Source organism: Mesorhizobium sp. WSM4306, assembly GCF_007003975.1.
In the GTDB taxonomy this organism is placed as follows: domain Bacteria; phylum Pseudomonadota; class Alphaproteobacteria; order Rhizobiales; family Rhizobiaceae; genus Mesorhizobium.
On record NZ_VFTC01000012.1, the window covers coordinates 112,142 to 129,178 of the forward strand.

Consider the following 17,037-nt stretch of genomic DNA (forward strand, 5'->3'; position numbering starts at 1 on the left):
TCGACAAGGTAATGTTCTTGCGATCGACAACGCGTGCCTGTCAGTCCCACACCAGCAACAACTTGCGCCAGAAAGCATTGGACGGCATCGGCTTCGAGCCGCGTGGCAGCCGGATTGCCAGATAGATCGTCAGCCACTTGCGATCGATCTCGCGGATCGAAACTTTCAGGTCATGCAGTTCGAAAGGTCTCGAGACGCGCGTCCATCCGGAGAATGACAAGGCGCCGACAGGAGCATCGTGTTTCCACACGAGTTTTTCTTCCTGCCTGCCCAGCGCCATGGCGAACTCGAATGGGGATGCGTCATCGTGAGCGATCTCCACCGTCGCGATGACACTTCTGGCAAAGGCCGGAAAGGCCGAATTGAGGGCGGCAACAACCGGACCATGCGTGTTCGGCCGCAGGAATATGCCGCCATTGTCACCGGCGATGAGCAGCGTCGGCAGCTCGGACGGATAGTTAGTCACAAGCGTCGCACGCTTCATCTCATCATTGGTCATTCGACGCATGCGTTGGCGCTGTTGCGGTGCGTTGAGGCGCGGGCGCCGCGCGTCGGTCGAAACGACATGGCGGATCTGGACGCTCGAAAAGCCGCCGAGTACGCGCGCGTCCGGGCGGCTGCCGCCGCATTTGACCGCAAACAGCAAATCGCGCCGGCCGGTTGCCGGCGAACTGACGGTCGCCCCTATCTCACGCGCCTCGTGCCGTCGGCTGACATCAGCCCAACCGCTCCCGCTCCCATCCTCAAGCAGCTGGGCGAGATTGCTGAAGGTCTGGTTTTCCGCGTCCACGATCGCGAGCTGAAACTGCGCGGAGCCCGTCAGTTCCTCGTCGAGATAAACCCAACAGCTTGCGCCTATGGCGCCCGGCGGGCAGACGCCTTTCAGCAAAGCCATGGTGACATTGCTGCCCCTGGCTTCGAGGAACAATTGGTCCGGCGATTGTTCGACATAGCTCAACAGGTTCGGATCGGCATCCGGATACGAACTGACATGAGCCAGGCGCATGGGCTCGGCGGAAAGATACTGCTCGCGATAAAGTGAGGAATGCAACTCCGGCACGGTCTCTTCGGTCGCCGCGTTGAGTATTTCAACCACACCCAGGGCGAAGTCGGTTCGTCCTGCATGGGCGAGAAGCGAAATTGCGGTATCCGCCCTGCCTTCGCGTGCCGCGATCTCGGCCAGCAACTGCATTGCGTCTGCTGTATTGGCGGGACCCGTACTCAATCTGAGATACCGCTCGTCATTGACGCGCAGCTCCAAATTCCAGAGGTTGAGCTCCTTCTCATGATTGTCGGTGTTCGAGCTGATGCCGAGTTGCACGAACATGTCCGTTTTCGCGAATCTGTGCTTTCGAAAGACAGCGATGATCGGCTTGCGATTCCTCAGCCACTCGGCATTTCGATTCATGCCCGTCGGTGCCGACCGGTACCAATAGAGCGGCTCCGGGACGGGGACGATCTCCAGACCTGCCAGGTCGGCACGAAGGAAAAATTCCCAATCGCTTGCGGAAAAACCCCGCTCTTCGTTCAGGTAACCTATCTTGTCGAACACCTCACGTCGGAACATCGCATTGGCATCGCCATACGGATTGTTGAGCAAGGCGATGTCCGTCGGTCCGCCGACCGGGAAGTAAAGCATGTAGCCGCTCTTGGTGTCCGGCGGCACGAAGGGCTCGTTGAGCCACTTGGCGAAGGTCGTGCAGATATCGGCGCCGGACTTTTGCATGCCGGCGACGAATGTACTGACGGCGTTTGGGAACAGTACGTTGTCGTCGTCCAGGAACAGGATCAGCGAACCCTTGGCGGCGCGGATTCCCGTGTTGCGCGCCTTGCCGAGAAAGCCGTTCTTCTGCCGGATGATCCGCCAGCCTCGCTGCTCGAACTCCGGTTCGAGCTCCGCCAACAGATTAATTGCATCGGGATCGGTGCTGCCGTCATCGACGACGATCAATTCGATGTTGGGATAGTCCTGGCGTCGAACCGAGGCAATCGCCTGCGGTAACAGGCGCACCCGGTTGTAGTGCGCAGTGATGATCGAAACGAGCGGCGGTTGGCTCCGGCTGCGACTGGAGACCTTACCGGGTTCACGGGAGAATTTTGCGTGCAGCCTGCTCCAGGTTTTCTCGCGCGCTTCGCGTTTTTGCAGGGGCTTTGCCGGGCCAAACGATCGGCTTTCCAGCACAGACGCAATTTTGGCCGCGATGGCGGAAGCTGACGCCTCCATCATGACGGCGTCAGCAGACTTCGGGTGGAGCACGTCACGAATGCTGCCGACATCTGTCGCGATGAATGGAATCTCTTCATCGAGGCATGTCATCACTTCCAGCGGGAGCTGAGTCGCTGAGTGCGTCATCGCCACCAGAGCACGACTCTGCCGCAGGTATCTGTAGATATCGGGCTCATCTCGAATGGGCACGAGCTTCAATTTGAACGGCCATTGCCGCGCACGCCGAACGATCATGCCGCCCGAATGCTCGCCCAGGACATGACCGAACGCGCCGACAACCGTCACTGTCAGATCGGTGACGCCGCTGTCGGCCAGACGATCGAGGGCATCGCAGAACAGCGTCAGTCCATCACGCGCCTCTGTGCCCGAGAAATGAACCACTTCGGCGGCGGGCCGCTCTCGCGGCCTGTAGTGATTGACAGCGAAGTTCGAACGCCACTCCTCCGGCTCGAGAGGCGCAGCAATGTGACGGCTGGTGGGCAGCTTCCATGCCGCCTTGGCCATCCAGTCGAGCAGCGACTGGCCAGCGATGACAAGATGGTCGCACATCTCGGCCGACGTCTTTTCCATGTGCGCGACGGTCATCTGCTCCTTTCGTTCGACCGCCCGGGAATTGGCTTCCAGCTTCCACATAAGCGGCTCATGCGCGAGCACGACGATCGCGGGAGGATCGGGAAAGACGCCTGTGCGCTTCGCGAGGATGGAAAAATGCGCCAGTCCGCCTTCAAGCGCAAAATAGACGACGTCGAATGCGTTCTGCTTGAGGTAGTGGTAGACAGCCAATGAGTTCTTGTCGCTGGAGTCCATGCCGCGCAGCAACTCCGGCGACGGCGGCAGCAATTCGAGCCGCACTAGGAAATTGTCGAAGCACCATTTGCGTAGCCTGGCGATTTCCTGATCATCGGGCTGGCTGCCGAGCGGGCTCGGCGCCCAAAGCAGCGTCACGGTGTCACCGGTTCTAGCCAGATGCTGCGCCAGCGCGTAGGTTACCGAGCCGTGATCGCCAGTCACCGTCGAGCCGAACTCAACCTCCGAAACGACACACACATTGCGAGGCTTCTGGCTTGCCTGTCGCTTGCCCTTGGGCATAGCGCCTGCCTTGGAACCAACGCTCAATGAGCCCCCCTTGTCAGCCGCTTCGCTCGAAACAGTCTTGCCAACAGTTGGATAATACTTTGATAATCGTCTCGCGGGGCTCACCATACCGCACCTGCCTTTCGCGTAAACAGGTTTGATGACGTTAGGATGGTTGAACTTCGATCCCCAAAACATCTCGCGCGACTGGACGACCGGCCGATTGATGTGACCGATGGCGAGATCTTGTGCTTTGTCGGACTGCGCAACGAAGCCAAATTGCTGGGGCAACTTCTCGACCACTACCGCGGCCTCGGCGTCGATCGGTTTTTCTTCCTGGACAATGGCTCCACGGACGGGACGCGCGAGTTGATCCTGGAGCAGCCGGACAGCCACTGCTTCCACACGGAAGGATCGCATTTCGCTGAAAACATCGATCCGCCGCGTTGGATCAACACGCTCATGAATGTGTTCGGCACCGGCCATTGGTGCCTTTCGATCGACGCTGACGAGCTCCTCGTCTATCCCGATTTTGAGCGAGCGAACCTGCGGCAGCTTTGCAGCTATCTCGATTCGACCGGCGCGGACGCTGTGATAGGCTCCATGATCGACATGTATGCCGACGGCCCGTTGGCCGAATACAGCTATGACGGCACGATCCCGCTTGTTGAAGCTTCACCTTACTTCGACCCGGAGCCAGGGTGGCTGCGCGCCCGCGACGGTATGTATCCACCCGAGCAGATGTTCGGGGGCGTGAGGGAACGGGTCTTCTGGCACGGCCGGTTCAAGCAAACCTTTCCCCCGTGTCTGACAAAGGTGCCGATCGTAAAATGGGGGCGGGGCACGCATTATCACGTCGCACAGCACACGATCAGCAAGGTCCGATTCAGCGAACTGCGCGTCGCATTGCTGCACTTCAAATTCGTCTGGGGGTTTCGCCAGAAATCAGCGTCGTCTCTGAGTGAAAATGCGCAACTCAAGGAAAAAACGCTTGAGGAGCGCGCCGCCTACATGGAGGCGCTGGAGCGCAATCCGAAACTCGCGCTCCGCAATCAAAGGTCTGTCCGCTATCGGGGTGACGCCGTCCAGCTCGTCGAACTCGGCTGGATGAGAACCTCGGATCGCTATGCCGAATTCGTTTCTACCCTGGACACCGCAACATCGCGGTGACGCAGCCACCTGAAGCGGCGAACTATTGAACGGGGAAAACCGGCTGATGCTTATCCGCCGTAGCGGTGACCACCGTCACCATGGTTTCCGTTCCCCTCACCGCCCGCAAACTGGGACAGACTGTTGAGAGCAAGCGCCTTACAGGCTGTCGGAGCATTCGGGTAACGGTGCAAATAGTCCTCAAGCGCCTCGATTGTGCCGGTTTTGAGGGCCTGCTCGCATGCGAGCTCGGCTTCCTTGACACCAACATCGATACTCGCCTGCGCCGCGCCAGAGAAAGCGACGCTCAAACCCAGCAGACTAAGTCCGCCCAAAAGCAAAGAATGAACCTTGCGCATGACGCACCCCACACACACAAACAACCCACTGAAATATTAGCATCTGTTAACGTTTTGTCAACCATTTCGGCAAGCTTGAGGAAACGTGGTTAACGCCACAATTGACGAGCAATTGATTGGACCGGGGCCGGAGTTGCTCTCTGAGATTTCAGTTGCTTCGGTCGGATCGCCGCTAGTCGCTGAACAGTGTCAGCTTCCGAAAGAAAGCATTGGTCGGAAAACCATTGGACGTTCCGGTGAAACGAACGGCGAGAACGATTGAAAGCGGCATCTTCCGTCGTGTGCGAAGCGCTGCCACCAAGGGGTGACGCACAAGCCTGTCTTCGATGCTCATCCAGCCTGAAAAGGCGATCGTTTGCGCGCCGATGTCCTGTTGCCAATCTATGGTTTGATCGGGGCGAGCAAGGGCGAGAGCAAAATCCATCGCCGGCGCAGCGGCATGAGCGACTTCTACGATTGCTTCCACCTTCCGGAAGAAGGCTGGAAATTGATGGTCAAGCGATGCAGCGACCGCGCCATCCCCATGCGGACGCAAGAACACCCCGCCGCCATCCGGTGCGACAAGCAGCAGCGGGAGAGCCGAGACGCGCGGCGTAAGCAACCGTGCGCTCCTCAGTATGTCGTAGTCGAGGATGATCGAACTGCCGCCGATGTCAGGACGGTCCGGTGCATTGTGGTATGTGGCGGCGGGGCGTCCAAGCAAGGTCGCAGCCGTATCGGGGCGGCCGATCGACCCAGCAATGCTCGCAAGCTTCTCTATGGCTGCATCGCTGTTCGGTTCGATGTCGCACAGCCCCAGATATTTTCGATTGCCGGGGACATATTTCAGGTTTTCGCGGGCACTTTCAATTTCGGACCGGTGCGTGTTCTGGGCGATGGCCAAATGATGCAGCAGGCGGACGTCATCGGATTGGCTCGACCTGAACGCCTCCAGGACGGGAAGCCGGTTGTCGTACCAATTCGACGTGCGAAACATTCCATCCGGTTTCGAGCGATACCAGTATAGCGGCTTTGGAATCGTCCTGATCTTGAGACCTGCGAGAGAGGCTCGCGCAAAGAACTCCCAGTCGTGCATGGCGTAGCCGGGTTTTTCTATCAAGAGCCCGATCTGCGAGAACACAGATCGGCGCATCATCGCGTTCGCGTCACCGTAGACGTTGTGGATCAGGCCGAGCACGTCGGGACCGCCCAGGGGCAGGTACTGGATCAGCCCGTCGGCGCGATCCTCGGGCACGAAATCCTCGTAGAAGATCAGTTGGAACGCAGTGCAGATGTCAGCGCCCGATGTTGCCATCGCACGCACGAAATGATCGACGGCCTCCGCAAACAGCGCGTTGTCATCGTCGACGAACAGGATCAGCTCGCCTTGCGAAGCGCGGATGCCGGCGTTCCGCGCCGCGCCGAGATGCTCGTGCGGTCGGCGCAGGATCTTCCATCCGCGCTGACGGAAGGTCGGTTCCAGCGTGTCCAGCAATCGCCTGGCTTCGTCCAGGTCGCTTCCGTCGTCGACCAGAACCAGCTCCAAGTGATCGTAGGTTTGCGCCTCGATCGCCGCGATTGCCTGTTTCAGATAGAGCGGCCGGTTGCGATGGGCCATGACAATGGAGACCAGCGGTGACGACCCGACATTTTCGTCGACGCGCCTGCGCTTGGCCGGCGTTGGCAAATTGCGCGTATCCAGCCACGATTGCCGAGATTGGCGCAGGCTGTCGACAGGCAGCGGGCGAGGCGGGTCATTGAGCGCCGCCGAAATCGCCTGCGCCAACGCGGCGGCGTCAGGATCGACCAGCCGCGGTTGCCTCGCCTGCGCATTCCAGCTCTCGGCGTTCGCGTCGACATTGGTCGCAACAAAAGGCAGTCCCGCCTCGATACATGCGGCAACAGTGCCGCCCGTCGATGCAGCGCGGGCGGGTATGACGGCAAGCGCGCCGGTCCGCGCGACGTAGTCGAGCTTTGCGGCGGGGTTTGCGTGCGCCAACAGGTTGAGCTTGAACGGCCACCGCTCGGCGCGTCTCAGAAGCAGTCCACCGCTGTGCTCGCCCATGATCTTTCCGAATGGACCGAATGCGGTGACCGTCAGCCCTTCTGGCGCTGTTGGCGCGATGATGTCGAGCGCGTCGCAAAGCAGCGTCAGGCCATCGCGGAAGCGCCACCCGGCCAAGACGGCAAGTTCTCTGGCGCTTGTCGTCACAACGGACGGCCGCGCTCCGGCTCGACCGAGACGATCCTGCAACGGCAACATCGGCGTCACGATCGCCTTCTTCACCTTCCAGCCCTTCGACAACATCCACATTCGCAAGGCGGCCGACGCACAGCTCGTCCTGTTCGCCATCTCGGCGCAGTATTTCTCCATGTAGGCGACGGCAATCGCCTCGGTGCTGTCCATGAACGCCTTGTCGGCTTCATGTTCCCATTCTTCCGGAGCGTGGGCGACGACCACGATCGGCGGCGCGGCAAAGGCCGCAGTTTCGACCGCCAGCAGCGTGTAGTAAGGCAACCCGCCCTCAAGCGGCGCGAAGACCAAATCGTGGCCGGACCGTTCGAGATAATGCAGCACAGCGGCGGACCGGCTCTCGGGCGTCGCCAGCGAAGGAAGCAACTGATCGGACCTGTCGAGAATTTCCAGACGCACCGAGGCTGCCTCCAGGTCGCGGTGGCGCGCTGCCTCCTCCCTTAGAGATGCTGCATCCCTGCCGGAAACCCACAGCAGGGTGACGTCGTCGCCATCTTCGGCGAAAAGCCTGGCCAGTTCGACCATGGCGGCGTCTTCGCCACCCTGACCGATTACACTTGTCACGACGCAGACGCGGCGAGGCTTGCCTTCCTTTGACGGCCTCCGCTCCTTGCCACCAACGGCCATCCGACTTCCTCTGATCCAATTGCGCCGAGTGCGCTCCGCAGCACAGTCGATATGCAATGATGCCCGCGCCGGGTTTACTTTTCAGTGATCATCCTTCTGCGCCATTGGTAAACCAAATCGTCAATCAGGTCCTAAAACGGCTGCACAATCAATCAACTGATACAACTTTAGCGACGCGGAATATTCAATCTTTACGCCTCCCAGCTAGTCATTGACGGCATAGCAGGAGGCGCAAATGAAAACGATAATGAAGTTTCTCGGTGCGCTCGGTTTGATGGGCGCAATGGTCTCGGCGGGCTCCGCGGGTGAATTGCTGCGACCGCGCATCAGCCTTGGCACGGCCAACGTCAAGACGATCAGTGGCGATCGCGGCGGCTATGTGATCGACTATGCCATCCGTGCGCTGAAAATGCGCCGCAGCGGCACCTTTGTGCGGTTCAACGGTTCGTGCGACTCGGCCTGCACGCTTTATCTGTCGATGCCCAAGAGCAAGGTATGCGTCACGCGGAACGCTTCGTTCGGCTTTCACCTGCCATATGGCGTTTCTGCGCGGGGCAATCAGGTGGCCGCCAATTTCATGATGAAAAACTACCCTGGCTGGGTTCGCGGCTGGATCGCCAAGCGTGGCGGGCTGAAGAGTTCCATCGCGACCATGACATACGCGGATGCGAGCCGCTTTCTGCCAACGTGCCCTTCCGAACAGCGGAGCACGACCGTCGCAAGCCTGAGCCCGACGCGTCTGCGCGGCGGCTGATTACCAACGCGGTACTGAAACATCACGACGGCGGGCGCTCGACGGCGCCCGCCGTCGCGATTCATACGGCGGGTGCACAGTTGATTGAATAGCTCACCTGGCCAAAACGGATCGTCGTTCAATCCGTTCGGTTAACCAGTTCTCAAGAGACTTGGTTAACCCAAACTTGATTTTGTTGACTCTTTTTTAGCGCAAGTCGATTCTGCGGATGGGGGTTTGAAAGGCTATCGGCCGTGGTTTGGGCCGAAGCGCAGGCTGGCGGCGGGTAGTTGTATGAGCATCGGCGGCAATACGGGGTCGGCGAGCCGACCTGAGAGCGGCCTTACGGAATCGAAGGCGGGGAGGGCTTCGTCGAGGGACTTGCGCTTCCGGCGCATGAGCCTGCGGATCATTTGCACGGCCCTGTTGTCCTGGCTGCTTTTGGGTGTCTACCGCAGCGCAATCGTTGATCCGCAAACCACGTTTCCAGGCCTTATGGGGGCCATCCCCAAGGGATTGGCATCGAGCTACTACGACTTGATTGTCGTTACCTCCCTGACCGTGGTGACCCTGATCCTGCTGTTCCTGGCAAAGGCCAGCCGTCTCGGCTCATCAATCGTTGTCTTCCTCTTCTATGTTGCTGTCGTGGTCTCTCTGGGCTGGGGATTTGCCAACATCAATCTCGTCAAGATGCTGGGCGAACCGTTCACGTTCCAGTGGCTGGTCTATGGCGACTTCCTGCAGAATGCCGATGCCAGGAACGCGATGGGCGACGCGCTCAACATAAAGGACTTCGCGACCCTTTCCGGGTCCGTCATTCTGGTGCTCATCCTTGGCTATGCCGCGGCCAGCCTGTGCCAGCGGCTGAGCGCCGCTGGCTACGGGGCCTTTCTGGGCGTGCTCGTTGTGTGTGTCGGCGCGGCCATCGCTGGTTCCGGGTACCACGTGCGGGCGGAGGCGCTGCCGGCGGCCAAGATCGACAATCCGATCCTGTATTTTGTTGAATCGGCAGTGCTCAGTCCAACGCCGGTCGTGCTGGCAATGAATGCCAACGCCAATGACCCGGATGTCGCAAGCGTCGGCGAGCGTCCGCCGGAGACGTCCACCTTCAAGGCGCCGACGCCAAACCCGATCAAGAACGTGCTGATTTTCATGATGGAGTCGGTGCCATCCAAATACATCGAGACGTATGGCGGCAAGTATCCGATCACACCGAATATCAAGAGTTATGCAAAGGACTCCATACGATTTGACAACATATATGCGCACGCGCCTTCCACGCACTACTCGGTGTTTTCTCTGCTCACCTCCATGTATAACGATATTTCATACTATGGCATGACCACCAGGTATCCATATCTGCCTCTGGACACGATCTCCAACACCCTGTCCAAGAACAATTTCCGCACAGGGTTTTTCTGGAGCGCGGATTCCCGATTCCAACGGGTCGATGAGTTTCTGCTCAACAAGGGACTGGATGTGATCCAGGACTACCGGGGGCAGAAATGCGGTACCCCGACTTTCAAGCTCAGCTCCGAGCAGTGGAAGAACATGGACTACAACAGCGATCTTTGCACGGCGCAGTCGATCATCGACTGGATGAACAAGGACGCGGGAAAACCCTTCTTCGGCATAATGTTCACGGCGATGACCCACTATCCCTACATCACCGACAGCCCGATGTTTTCGAAGATGGCGCCTTCCTCCGACGGCAACACGCTGGTCCACTACTCGGATGACCAGAAATTCAATGCTTATCTCAACGCCCTGAAGGTCGGCGATACGGCGCTTGGCGAGATCCTTGAATCGCTCAAGCAGTCCGGCAAGCTCGATTCGACGCTCGTGGTCATATTGGGCGATCATGGCGAGGCGTTCGGGGAGCATGGCGACTACATTCATGCCAGCGCGATCTACGAGGAAAACATCCACATCCCGCTCGTCATGATCAACAAGTATCTCTTTCATGACGAAGTTGCGCACCCGGTCGGCGGCATCGTCGATATCGCCCCGACGATCTTCGACATACTTGGACTTCCGCTGCCGAAGCAGTGGCAGGGGCGCAGCCTGTTCAGCGAGCAACGGCCAAACAAGACCTTCTTCTTCAATCCCTGGGCCGGGTTCCTGTTCGGCTATCGCGAGAACGATCGAAAGATCATCTTCAACGCGACCACCGGCAAGGTGGAGGAATACGACCTCAAGGCCGATTCCGATGAACGAACCAACCTCTTCACGGCCGATACCGGCGACAGAAACGCGCTGCTGCAGCCCATCGCCGGATGGGTGCAATCGCAGAGGCAGCGCGTAGCCGACCTGGTGGCCGCCGCGGCGAAAGAAACAGGACGTTGCTCCATCACCAGTCTGGAGGTCGACGCTGCCGGCATTAATCTCCAAGGCGCGCCTCGGGTCGACGTGCTGGTCGACGGAAAGACCGTCGCCGAGATCGACGTCCCGGGAAAGGAAAGCGTTGCATCGACGCCCGAAGCCGCCGTGGCGGAGCTAATGCAGGCGTCAACCGAGGCCAAGCCGTTCCACATCGATCTCAGCAGCGTGCCGAACCCGAAGACGATCGAGCTTCGCTATGTCAACGACCTGTGGGGCGGAGAGGGCAAGCCAGGTGATCGCAACCTGTTCATCAAGAGCATCAAGGTGAACGGTCAGCTGGTGCCAAACACCAGGCTGCATGTCGACGAACAGTCTCACGGCTACACCGACGACAACGGGACAGCCATGTACAGCAACGGCTCGCTATGGGTTAGCGGCCCCTTCGTCGAGGGATGTGTATAACGTGCCGCGCGCCTGACCGTCGTCCTCGATTTGCAGCCCGTGCGTGCCGCGACAGATACTGTCGGCCTCCCGGTTGACATCTTCGCGCGGCAGTCAATAGCATGCGAAATACTGATGGTTGTGGCGTGGAGCCAATTGTCAGCGCAGGACGGACCGGGCCCGTTCTTGCGGTATGCTCGGCTGGTCGACGCCCGCTTGGGAAGCAAACATCGAATGCGATCGCTCGCCATGACGACCCAGACCGGATTGCCATCTGAATCGGCGAGCGGGGCGAGGCGCCATCGACTTGCCAGGCGTGTCTCCCTGGCGCCCCTCCTGGCCATTTGGTGCCAGATGGCGCTTTGCGGAGCCGCGCACGCAGCTGCTGCTAAAGACAGCGGACCTGCGGATGCCGTTACCGTCCCGACTGCTTTCGAACTTCAGCTTGTTTATGCCGACCGCACGTGGATATGGGATAACGGAGCGGCCTATTTCGGACAGAAGGATCGACCGGTTCGGGCCTGGACCTCCGAGCAGGACACGGCTTCTGTCGGCGAAGGCAGATGGCATCTGAGCAACGATGGCAGGATGTGCATGGATCTCATCTGGCGGTCCCAGACCTACGCCGCAGCGCCGATTCGCACGTGTTTCAGCCACCGCATCCGGGGTGGGACCCTCGAGCAGCGCAAGGATCCGGACGGAGTCTGGTACAGTTTCAGGCACTCTCTGGAAGACCCTTCCGACGAGCAACGGAAATTCGAGGAAGGCGATTCAGAGGGCGCGCAGTTTGACAAGATCCGTAGCCTGATCGATTCCAAGAGTTGATGCATGCGGCCCAAAGCGTGCATCGATTTTGGGGCACTGCATGCATGAAGACAGGGATAAGCGCGCGTTGACGTGCTTTGGTCTCAGGCTCTGTCGTGAGGACTCCCCACGATTTCCAGGGCCGAGCCGTATCAAAGGCTCGCTGAGAAGCCCTCACCCACCTCAGCGAGCCCACGTCCCGACGCACAACAAACGGGACGACTACCAGCTTTGCGAGCTGGTATTGCTTTCCGATGCACCTGACATGTCTGGCGCAGTTGACTGGCGGCGCTTCGCCGTCGGCATCGGAATTGTGGACGCGGCGGCCTCCAGTCCGAAGAATGGGGCGGCTGTCCTGACGATCGTATCGATGTCGGAAAGTTCCGGCATGAAACCCAGATGTTCGCGTGCGCCGGTCGGGTCGGCGTAGAGCTCTGCCGGGTCTCCCGGGCGCCGGGGCCTGAAGACCGCCGGAACCGATTTTGACGTCATCCGGGTGACCGCCTGGAGAATCTCCTTGATCGAAACCCCGCGTCCGGTGCCGAGATTGACAGACAGGCTTTCGCCACCCGCCTCAAGATGCATGAGAGCCCTCAGATGCGCGCGGGCCAGATCGCTGACATGGATGTAGTCGCGCACGCAGGTGCCATCCGACGTGTCGTAGTCCGCGCCGAAAATCTCGATCTCGTCGATCGTGCCGGATGCGGCCATGAGCACTCGCGGGATTAGGTGCGTTTCCGGCGTGTGCCATTCGCCCAGCTCGCCCTCCGGGTCGGCGCCGCAGGCGTTGAAATAACGCAGGATCGCATATTTCATTCCGTAGGCGGAGGCATAGTCCCTGATGATCTGCTCGCCCATCAGTTTTGTGCGCCCATAGGGGCTGATTGGATTTTGCGCCGAGGTCTCCCGAATGGGCAATGTTTCGGGCACGCCGTAGGTTGCGCAGCTGCTTGAAAAGATGATGTTTTCGATCGAGCTTGCGCGCGCCGCATCCAGCACCGCGATGGTGCCCGACACATTGGTCGAATAATATTCCGCGGGCTCATGAACAGACTCGCCGACATAGGCCAGCGCTGCAAAGTGGATTATCGCCTTCGGCTGATAGGTCCTGATCGCCTGCTGCAGTACTGTCCGGTCCCGGATATTGCCGACGACAAGCGGCCCCCAGGCAACCGATCTCTCGTTGCCGCGGCTCAGATTGTCGAAAACGACGGGCAGGTAGCCGGCAGCCGACAACAGCTTGCAGGTGTGGCTGCCGATGTAACCGGCCCCACCCGTCACCAGGATTGCCGGGCGGCTCATTTACATCGCGGCTTCTTTGACAGGCCGGCTCGGGTAGAGCAGGGCGTCAAAATACGCCGTGGTATGCGCGAGCCCCTGGCTCAGGCTGATCTTTGGCTCCCAGCCAAGTTTTTCCCGGGCAAAGGAGATGTCCGGCTTGCGCTGTTTGGGATCGTCGACGGGCAGCGGCCGATGCACGATCTTCGACCGCGAGTTGGTGTATTCGATCACCTGTGTCGCCAGTTCCAGAACGGTGAATTCGGCAGGGTTGCCGAGATTGACCGGGTGCTGCGGTGCGCTCGGTGCGTTCATCAGCCGGATGAAGCCTTCGATCAGGTCGTCCGCGTAGCAGAATGAACGTGTCTGCTGGCCGCTGCCGTAGACGGTCAGGTCGTCACCGTGCAAGGCTTGGACGATGAAGTTCGACACGACGCGGCCATCGTCTGGCTGCATGCGGCGGCCATAGGTGTTGAAGATCCGCGCGACGCGGACATCGAGGCCATACGTTCTCGAATAGTCGAAAAACAGCGTCTCGGCCGAACGCTTGCCCTCGTCATAGCAGGATCGCGGACCATGCGGGTTGACGTTGCCGAAGTAGCCCTCCGGCTGCGGATGCACCAAGGGGTCGCCATAGACCTCGGACGTCGACGCCTGAAATATCTTGGCATTGTTCCGCCGCGCGAGTTCGAGCAGGTTCAGCGAACCAAGCACGCTTGTCTTGAACGTATGGATTGGATCTGCCTGGTAATGCGGCGGGGAGGCCGGGCAAGCGAGGTTGTAGATCTCATCGACCTGAAGATCCGGAGGCAGTGCGTCGACAATGTCGTGCTCGATGCACGTAAATCGCGGATCGCGCAGGAGGGCCTTGAGATTGTATCTTTTGCCGGTGTGGAAATTGTCCAGCGCGACAACGTCGTAGCCATCCAGCAAAAGACGTTCGCACAGATGCGAACCCAGAAATCCCGCCCCACCGGCAACCAGGGCGCGGCCCCGATTGGAGTTGGCGCGCCTTCGGCTGTTCCCGGACTCGAGTTTCAGAACATTGACAGTCCTACCCATACTCCACCCCTTCGCCCTTACGCACTGCGTACGCTGACGCCGGACCGGACATAGCGTTGCCCGGCGACGTTCCTGAGAACGTCACAAACCTTCCGCTTCTGCGGAATCGTCACTCCTGATGTCTGTCGATTGCTTTCTGAGTTCGCTGGGCGACGCTATACGGCCATTAGCTGCCGTTCAGCATTCGATACGCCCCGAAATCGTGGTTACGCGTCTGGTGCCACCATCGCCCATTGCTCGCCCAAATTGCACATCCCAACGTACCGAAAATATACCTGTGGAAATCATAGTCAACTAAATTAGCAAATCCTTAACCGTAATCGTTGGGGAGTGGTTAATCATGAGGTCGGCAGCGTCTGCCGCCCCATCTCGAGGGCTGATCGCGAAATTGGAAATATCCAACAAAAAATAGGGATATTTAGGAATTTTTCGATAGACGAATGCAGGGATGCGCCAGGGTAATTACAGATATGACGCGGAAATCGCCGGTCGAAAGCTAATACTTGTTTTGCATGTAAAAATTGATATTTGAAAATGTTTGAGTTTTTGAAATATCGAAAATATTGCAGCATAGCGATTTGTCCATAAATTCTTATAAAACAATGCGATCGGCGCCTGTAGCGGGTTGGCCTAAAAATGTTCGCGGCTTTCCCAATGTATGCGGTTGAGTTCGGCCCATCGGTTGGGGCGGGCGCGTTCATGGTCTTTATAGCCTGGCCGGTGTTCAGGTTATCGGGACGATAGCAAACAATACCAAGAAAGTTCAACAGTACTGACTCGCCAATCTCGGAAGGTTTGTGGCTGGTTACAGCTAAGACAAAACGTAAGGCTGTGATGCTATGCATAAAGATCTGCATCGAAGACATTTTGAATTGAAACATGTGCCACCGTGCTTCTTGTAGACTTTTGGGATCGAGCCTCCCCCGGGGCACAATATGCCCCTCAATAATCAAGATCGTGGAATGATCCTGGCACCCATCCGTTATTTAGACTTTATTAATTTAGCGATTGCTTTTGAGCGCATAGGTAGAAATCCATCGGCGACGCAGACATGACTCCGATACGGTTTGGACGGCGGGCAGCTCGCTTTGTCCAAATCCGCACACTCATTCATCTTTGTCTTGGACAAACGAGGCTCGCTGCGCAGGCCATCGCCTTTTGATCCTTGGAGCGCTATTGGCAAGCTGGTCGAACACTCGGGTTATTCTCAATGCGCTTTCTCTTCTTCCTGATCCTGCTCGCCGGTATCGCCGGCGGCGTCGTCTATCCCTGGGCGATGACGAATTTCTCCGGCCATGAGATCGGCAGCTACAGGGTCTACGAGCAGGGCCGCTTCAAGGCGGTGACGGTGGCGCTCTCGGCAGGCGATGCGCCGGTCAGGGTGCTGGTCGACCTGACGGCGCGGGCCGAACGCATCGTCTCGCAGCAGCGCACTATCTTGACGTTGACCGCGGCTGCCGGTGGCAAGACGGTGCTCGCCTCGACGCTGCAGTTCAACCACTCGGACAATCCGCGCCAGGTCAGCCCGCAACTGCCCGACAAGATCTTTCGCGACGAGGCCGGCGTGATCGCGACCGTCAGCCCCGGCTCCTATCTCTTCACCGTCGGCCCGGGCGATGCCGATGATATCCCGATGCGGGCGGTGGACCTGGTGCTGCGCGCCGGTACCGGCGAGATCGGCAGCCGCGCCCGGCCGGTCGGCTATGGATTGATTGCCGTCGGCCTGATCGGCTTCCTGCTGTCGTTGCGTTTCGGCGGCAGCCGGCCGGAGAACCCCAACTCGAAGCCGCCGCCGCCGCGCTGGGGCAGGGGCTCCTCGACGTGAGTGCAGCATGAATTACCGTCACGCCTATCACGCCGGAAATTTCGCCGATGTCGTCAAGCATGTCGTGCTCAGCCTCCTGCTCGACTATTTGAAGCAGAAGGACAAGGCGTTCCGTGTCATCGACACTCATGCCGGGATTGGCCGTTATGATCTGTCGTCGACGGAAGCGCAGAAGACCGGCGAATGGCGGGGCGGCATCGGCCGCTTGATCGACGCCCCGTTGGACAAATCGGCGGCTGCGCTGCTTGCCCCCTATCTCGAAGCGGTGCGTTCGCTCAATCCCGATGGCGGCGTGAGGAAATATCCGGGCTCGCCTCTCATCGCCCGCCATCTCATGCGCAAGCACGATCGGCTGTCGGCGATCGAACTGCATGGCGATGATGCCGCCAGGCTGAAGACCCTGTTTGCCGGCGATTTCCAGACCAGGGTGATCGAGCTCGACGGCTGGCTGGCCCTCGGCGCGCATCTGCCGCCGAAGGAAAAGCGTGGGCTGGTTCTTATCGATCCGCCCTTCGAGGAAGCCGGCGAATTCGACCGCCTCGTCGACGGGATGCAAAGAGCGCACAAGCGCTGGCCGGGTGGCATCTATGCGCTGTGGTATCCGATCAAGGACCGCAAGACGATTATCGCCTTCCGCAAGGCGCTCAAGCAATCCGGCGTTCCCAAGCTGCTCGACATCGAGTTTGAGATCCGGCCTGCATCGCGAGAATCCAGCCTCGACGGCAGCGGCATGGTGGTGGTCAACCCACCCTTCACGCTGGAGCGCGACCTGCGCATCGTGCTGCCGGCTCTGCACAGATTGCTGGCGGTCGAAAAGCCGGCGCACTGGTCGCTGGAATGGCTGGCCGGGGAATAACAACGCTTCGCTGCGGGCGCCGCACGCGCCCGCAACCTCCAGCGAAG

General features: G+C 59.4%; 11 protein-coding genes. 6 read left to right on the forward strand and 5 right to left on the reverse strand.

The genetic code is table 11. The annotated features are described in order from the left end of the window. Window positions 1–40: 40 nt before the first annotated feature. A complete protein-coding gene (locus tag FJV77_RS16200; protein ID WP_185970338.1) occupies window positions 41–3,316 on the reverse strand; it encodes a DUF6212 domain-containing protein in 3,276 nt (1,091 codons plus the stop codon). Between the two features lie 156 nt (window positions 3,317–3,472). Here FJV77_RS16200 and FJV77_RS16205 point away from each other — a divergent pair, with 156 nt between their 5' ends. After that, on the forward strand, window positions 3,473–4,471 hold the full coding sequence (locus FJV77_RS16205) for a glycosyltransferase family 2 protein (RefSeq protein ID WP_142867785.1): 999 nt from the start codon (window positions 3,473–3,475) through the stop codon (window positions 4,469–4,471). A gap of 50 nt (window positions 4,472–4,521) precedes the next feature. On the opposite strand, the gene FJV77_RS16210 is transcribed toward FJV77_RS16205, so the two are convergent. After that, a complete protein-coding gene (locus tag FJV77_RS16210) occupies window positions 4,522–4,809 on the reverse strand; it encodes a hypothetical protein (RefSeq protein ID WP_142867786.1) in 288 nt (95 codons plus the stop codon). A gap of 172 nt (window positions 4,810–4,981) precedes the next feature. Then, complete coding sequence (locus FJV77_RS16215) at window positions 4,982–7,567, reverse strand: DUF6212 domain-containing protein (protein WP_210246566.1); 2,586 nt, start codon at window positions 7,565–7,567, stop codon at window positions 4,982–4,984. 337 nt (window positions 7,568–7,904) lie between these two features. On the opposite strand from FJV77_RS16215, the gene FJV77_RS16220 reads away from it, so the two are divergent. The 3 genes from FJV77_RS16220 to FJV77_RS16230 all read left to right on the forward strand — a co-directional run bounded on the left by FJV77_RS16220 (window position 7,905) and on the right by FJV77_RS16230 (window position 11,990). Then, window positions 7,905–8,423 (forward strand): hypothetical protein, encoded by a 519-nt coding sequence (locus FJV77_RS16220; RefSeq protein WP_246691280.1) that lies wholly within the window; start codon window positions 7,905–7,907, stop codon window positions 8,421–8,423. 273 nt (window positions 8,424–8,696) lie between these two features. Continuing rightward, window positions 8,697–11,186 (forward strand): sulfatase-like hydrolase/transferase, encoded by a 2,490-nt coding sequence (locus tag FJV77_RS16225; RefSeq protein ID WP_142867788.1) that lies wholly within the window; start codon window positions 8,697–8,699, stop codon window positions 11,184–11,186. A 228-nt stretch (window positions 11,187–11,414) separates the two neighbouring features. Further along, entirely contained in the window at window positions 11,415–11,990 is a 576-nt protein-coding gene (locus FJV77_RS16230) for a DUF995 domain-containing protein (protein ID WP_246691281.1), read from the forward strand. A 201-nt stretch (window positions 11,991–12,191) separates the two neighbouring features. Here the strand turns inward: FJV77_RS16230 and galE are convergent, their stop codons facing one another. Both galE and FJV77_RS16240 read right to left on the reverse strand, forming a co-directional pair. Beyond that, window positions 12,192–13,271 (reverse strand): UDP-glucose 4-epimerase GalE, encoded by a 1,080-nt coding sequence (galE, locus tag FJV77_RS16235; RefSeq protein ID WP_142867790.1) that lies wholly within the window; start codon window positions 13,269–13,271, stop codon window positions 12,192–12,194. Continuing rightward, window positions 13,272–14,309 carry a UDP-glucuronic acid decarboxylase family protein gene (locus FJV77_RS16240; protein ID WP_142867791.1) on the reverse strand — a complete coding sequence of 346 codons (1,038 nt, stop codon included), beginning with the start codon at window positions 14,307–14,309 and terminating at the stop codon, window positions 13,272–13,274. A 1,210-nt stretch (window positions 14,310–15,519) separates the two neighbouring features. Between FJV77_RS16240 and FJV77_RS16245 the strand changes: the two genes are divergently transcribed. After that, window positions 15,520–16,134: a hypothetical protein gene (locus FJV77_RS16245; RefSeq protein ID WP_142867792.1), complete on the forward strand. Its 615-nt coding sequence runs from the start codon at window positions 15,520–15,522 to the stop codon at window positions 16,132–16,134. A gap of 7 nt (window positions 16,135–16,141) precedes the next feature. After that, window positions 16,142–16,990 (forward strand): 23S rRNA (adenine(2030)-N(6))-methyltransferase RlmJ, encoded by an 849-nt coding sequence (locus FJV77_RS16250; RefSeq protein ID WP_142867793.1) that lies wholly within the window; start codon window positions 16,142–16,144, stop codon window positions 16,988–16,990. Window positions 16,991–17,037: the final 47 nt, after the last annotated feature.

What these genes read in the sequence shown, in the direction of transcription:
- FJV77_RS16245 (WP_142867792.1), top strand. Translation starts at nt 15,520, where the DNA reads ATGCGCTTTCTCTTCTTCCTGATCCTGCTCGCCGGTATCGCCGGCGGC.
- FJV77_RS16205 (WP_142867785.1), top strand. Translation starts at nt 3,473, where the DNA reads ATGGTTGAACTTCGATCCCCAAAACATCTCGCGCGACTGGACGACCGG.
- FJV77_RS16240 (WP_142867791.1), bottom strand. Translation starts at nt 14,309, where the DNA reads ATGGGTAGGACTGTCAATGTTCTGAAACTCGAGTCCGGGAACAGCCGA.
- FJV77_RS16250 (WP_142867793.1), top strand. Translation starts at nt 16,142, where the DNA reads ATGAATTACCGTCACGCCTATCACGCCGGAAATTTCGCCGATGTCGTC.
- galE (WP_142867790.1), bottom strand. Translation starts at nt 13,271, where the DNA reads ATGAGCCGCCCGGCAATCCTGGTGACGGGTGGGGCCGGTTACATCGGC.
- FJV77_RS16225 (WP_142867788.1), top strand. Translation starts at nt 8,697, where the DNA reads ATGAGCATCGGCGGCAATACGGGGTCGGCGAGCCGACCTGAGAGCGGC.
- FJV77_RS16200 (WP_185970338.1), bottom strand. Translation starts at nt 3,316, where the DNA reads ATGCCCAAGGGCAAGCGACAGGCAAGCCAGAAGCCTCGCAATGTGTGT.
- FJV77_RS16230 (WP_246691281.1), top strand. Translation starts at nt 11,415, where the DNA reads ATGACGACCCAGACCGGATTGCCATCTGAATCGGCGAGCGGGGCGAGG.
- FJV77_RS16220 (WP_246691280.1), top strand. Translation starts at nt 7,905, where the DNA reads ATGAAAACGATAATGAAGTTTCTCGGTGCGCTCGGTTTGATGGGCGCA.
- FJV77_RS16215 (WP_210246566.1), bottom strand. Translation starts at nt 7,567, where the DNA reads ATGGTCGAACTGGCCAGGCTTTTCGCCGAAGATGGCGACGACGTCACC.
- FJV77_RS16210 (WP_142867786.1), bottom strand. Translation starts at nt 4,809, where the DNA reads ATGCGCAAGGTTCATTCTTTGCTTTTGGGCGGACTTAGTCTGCTGGGT.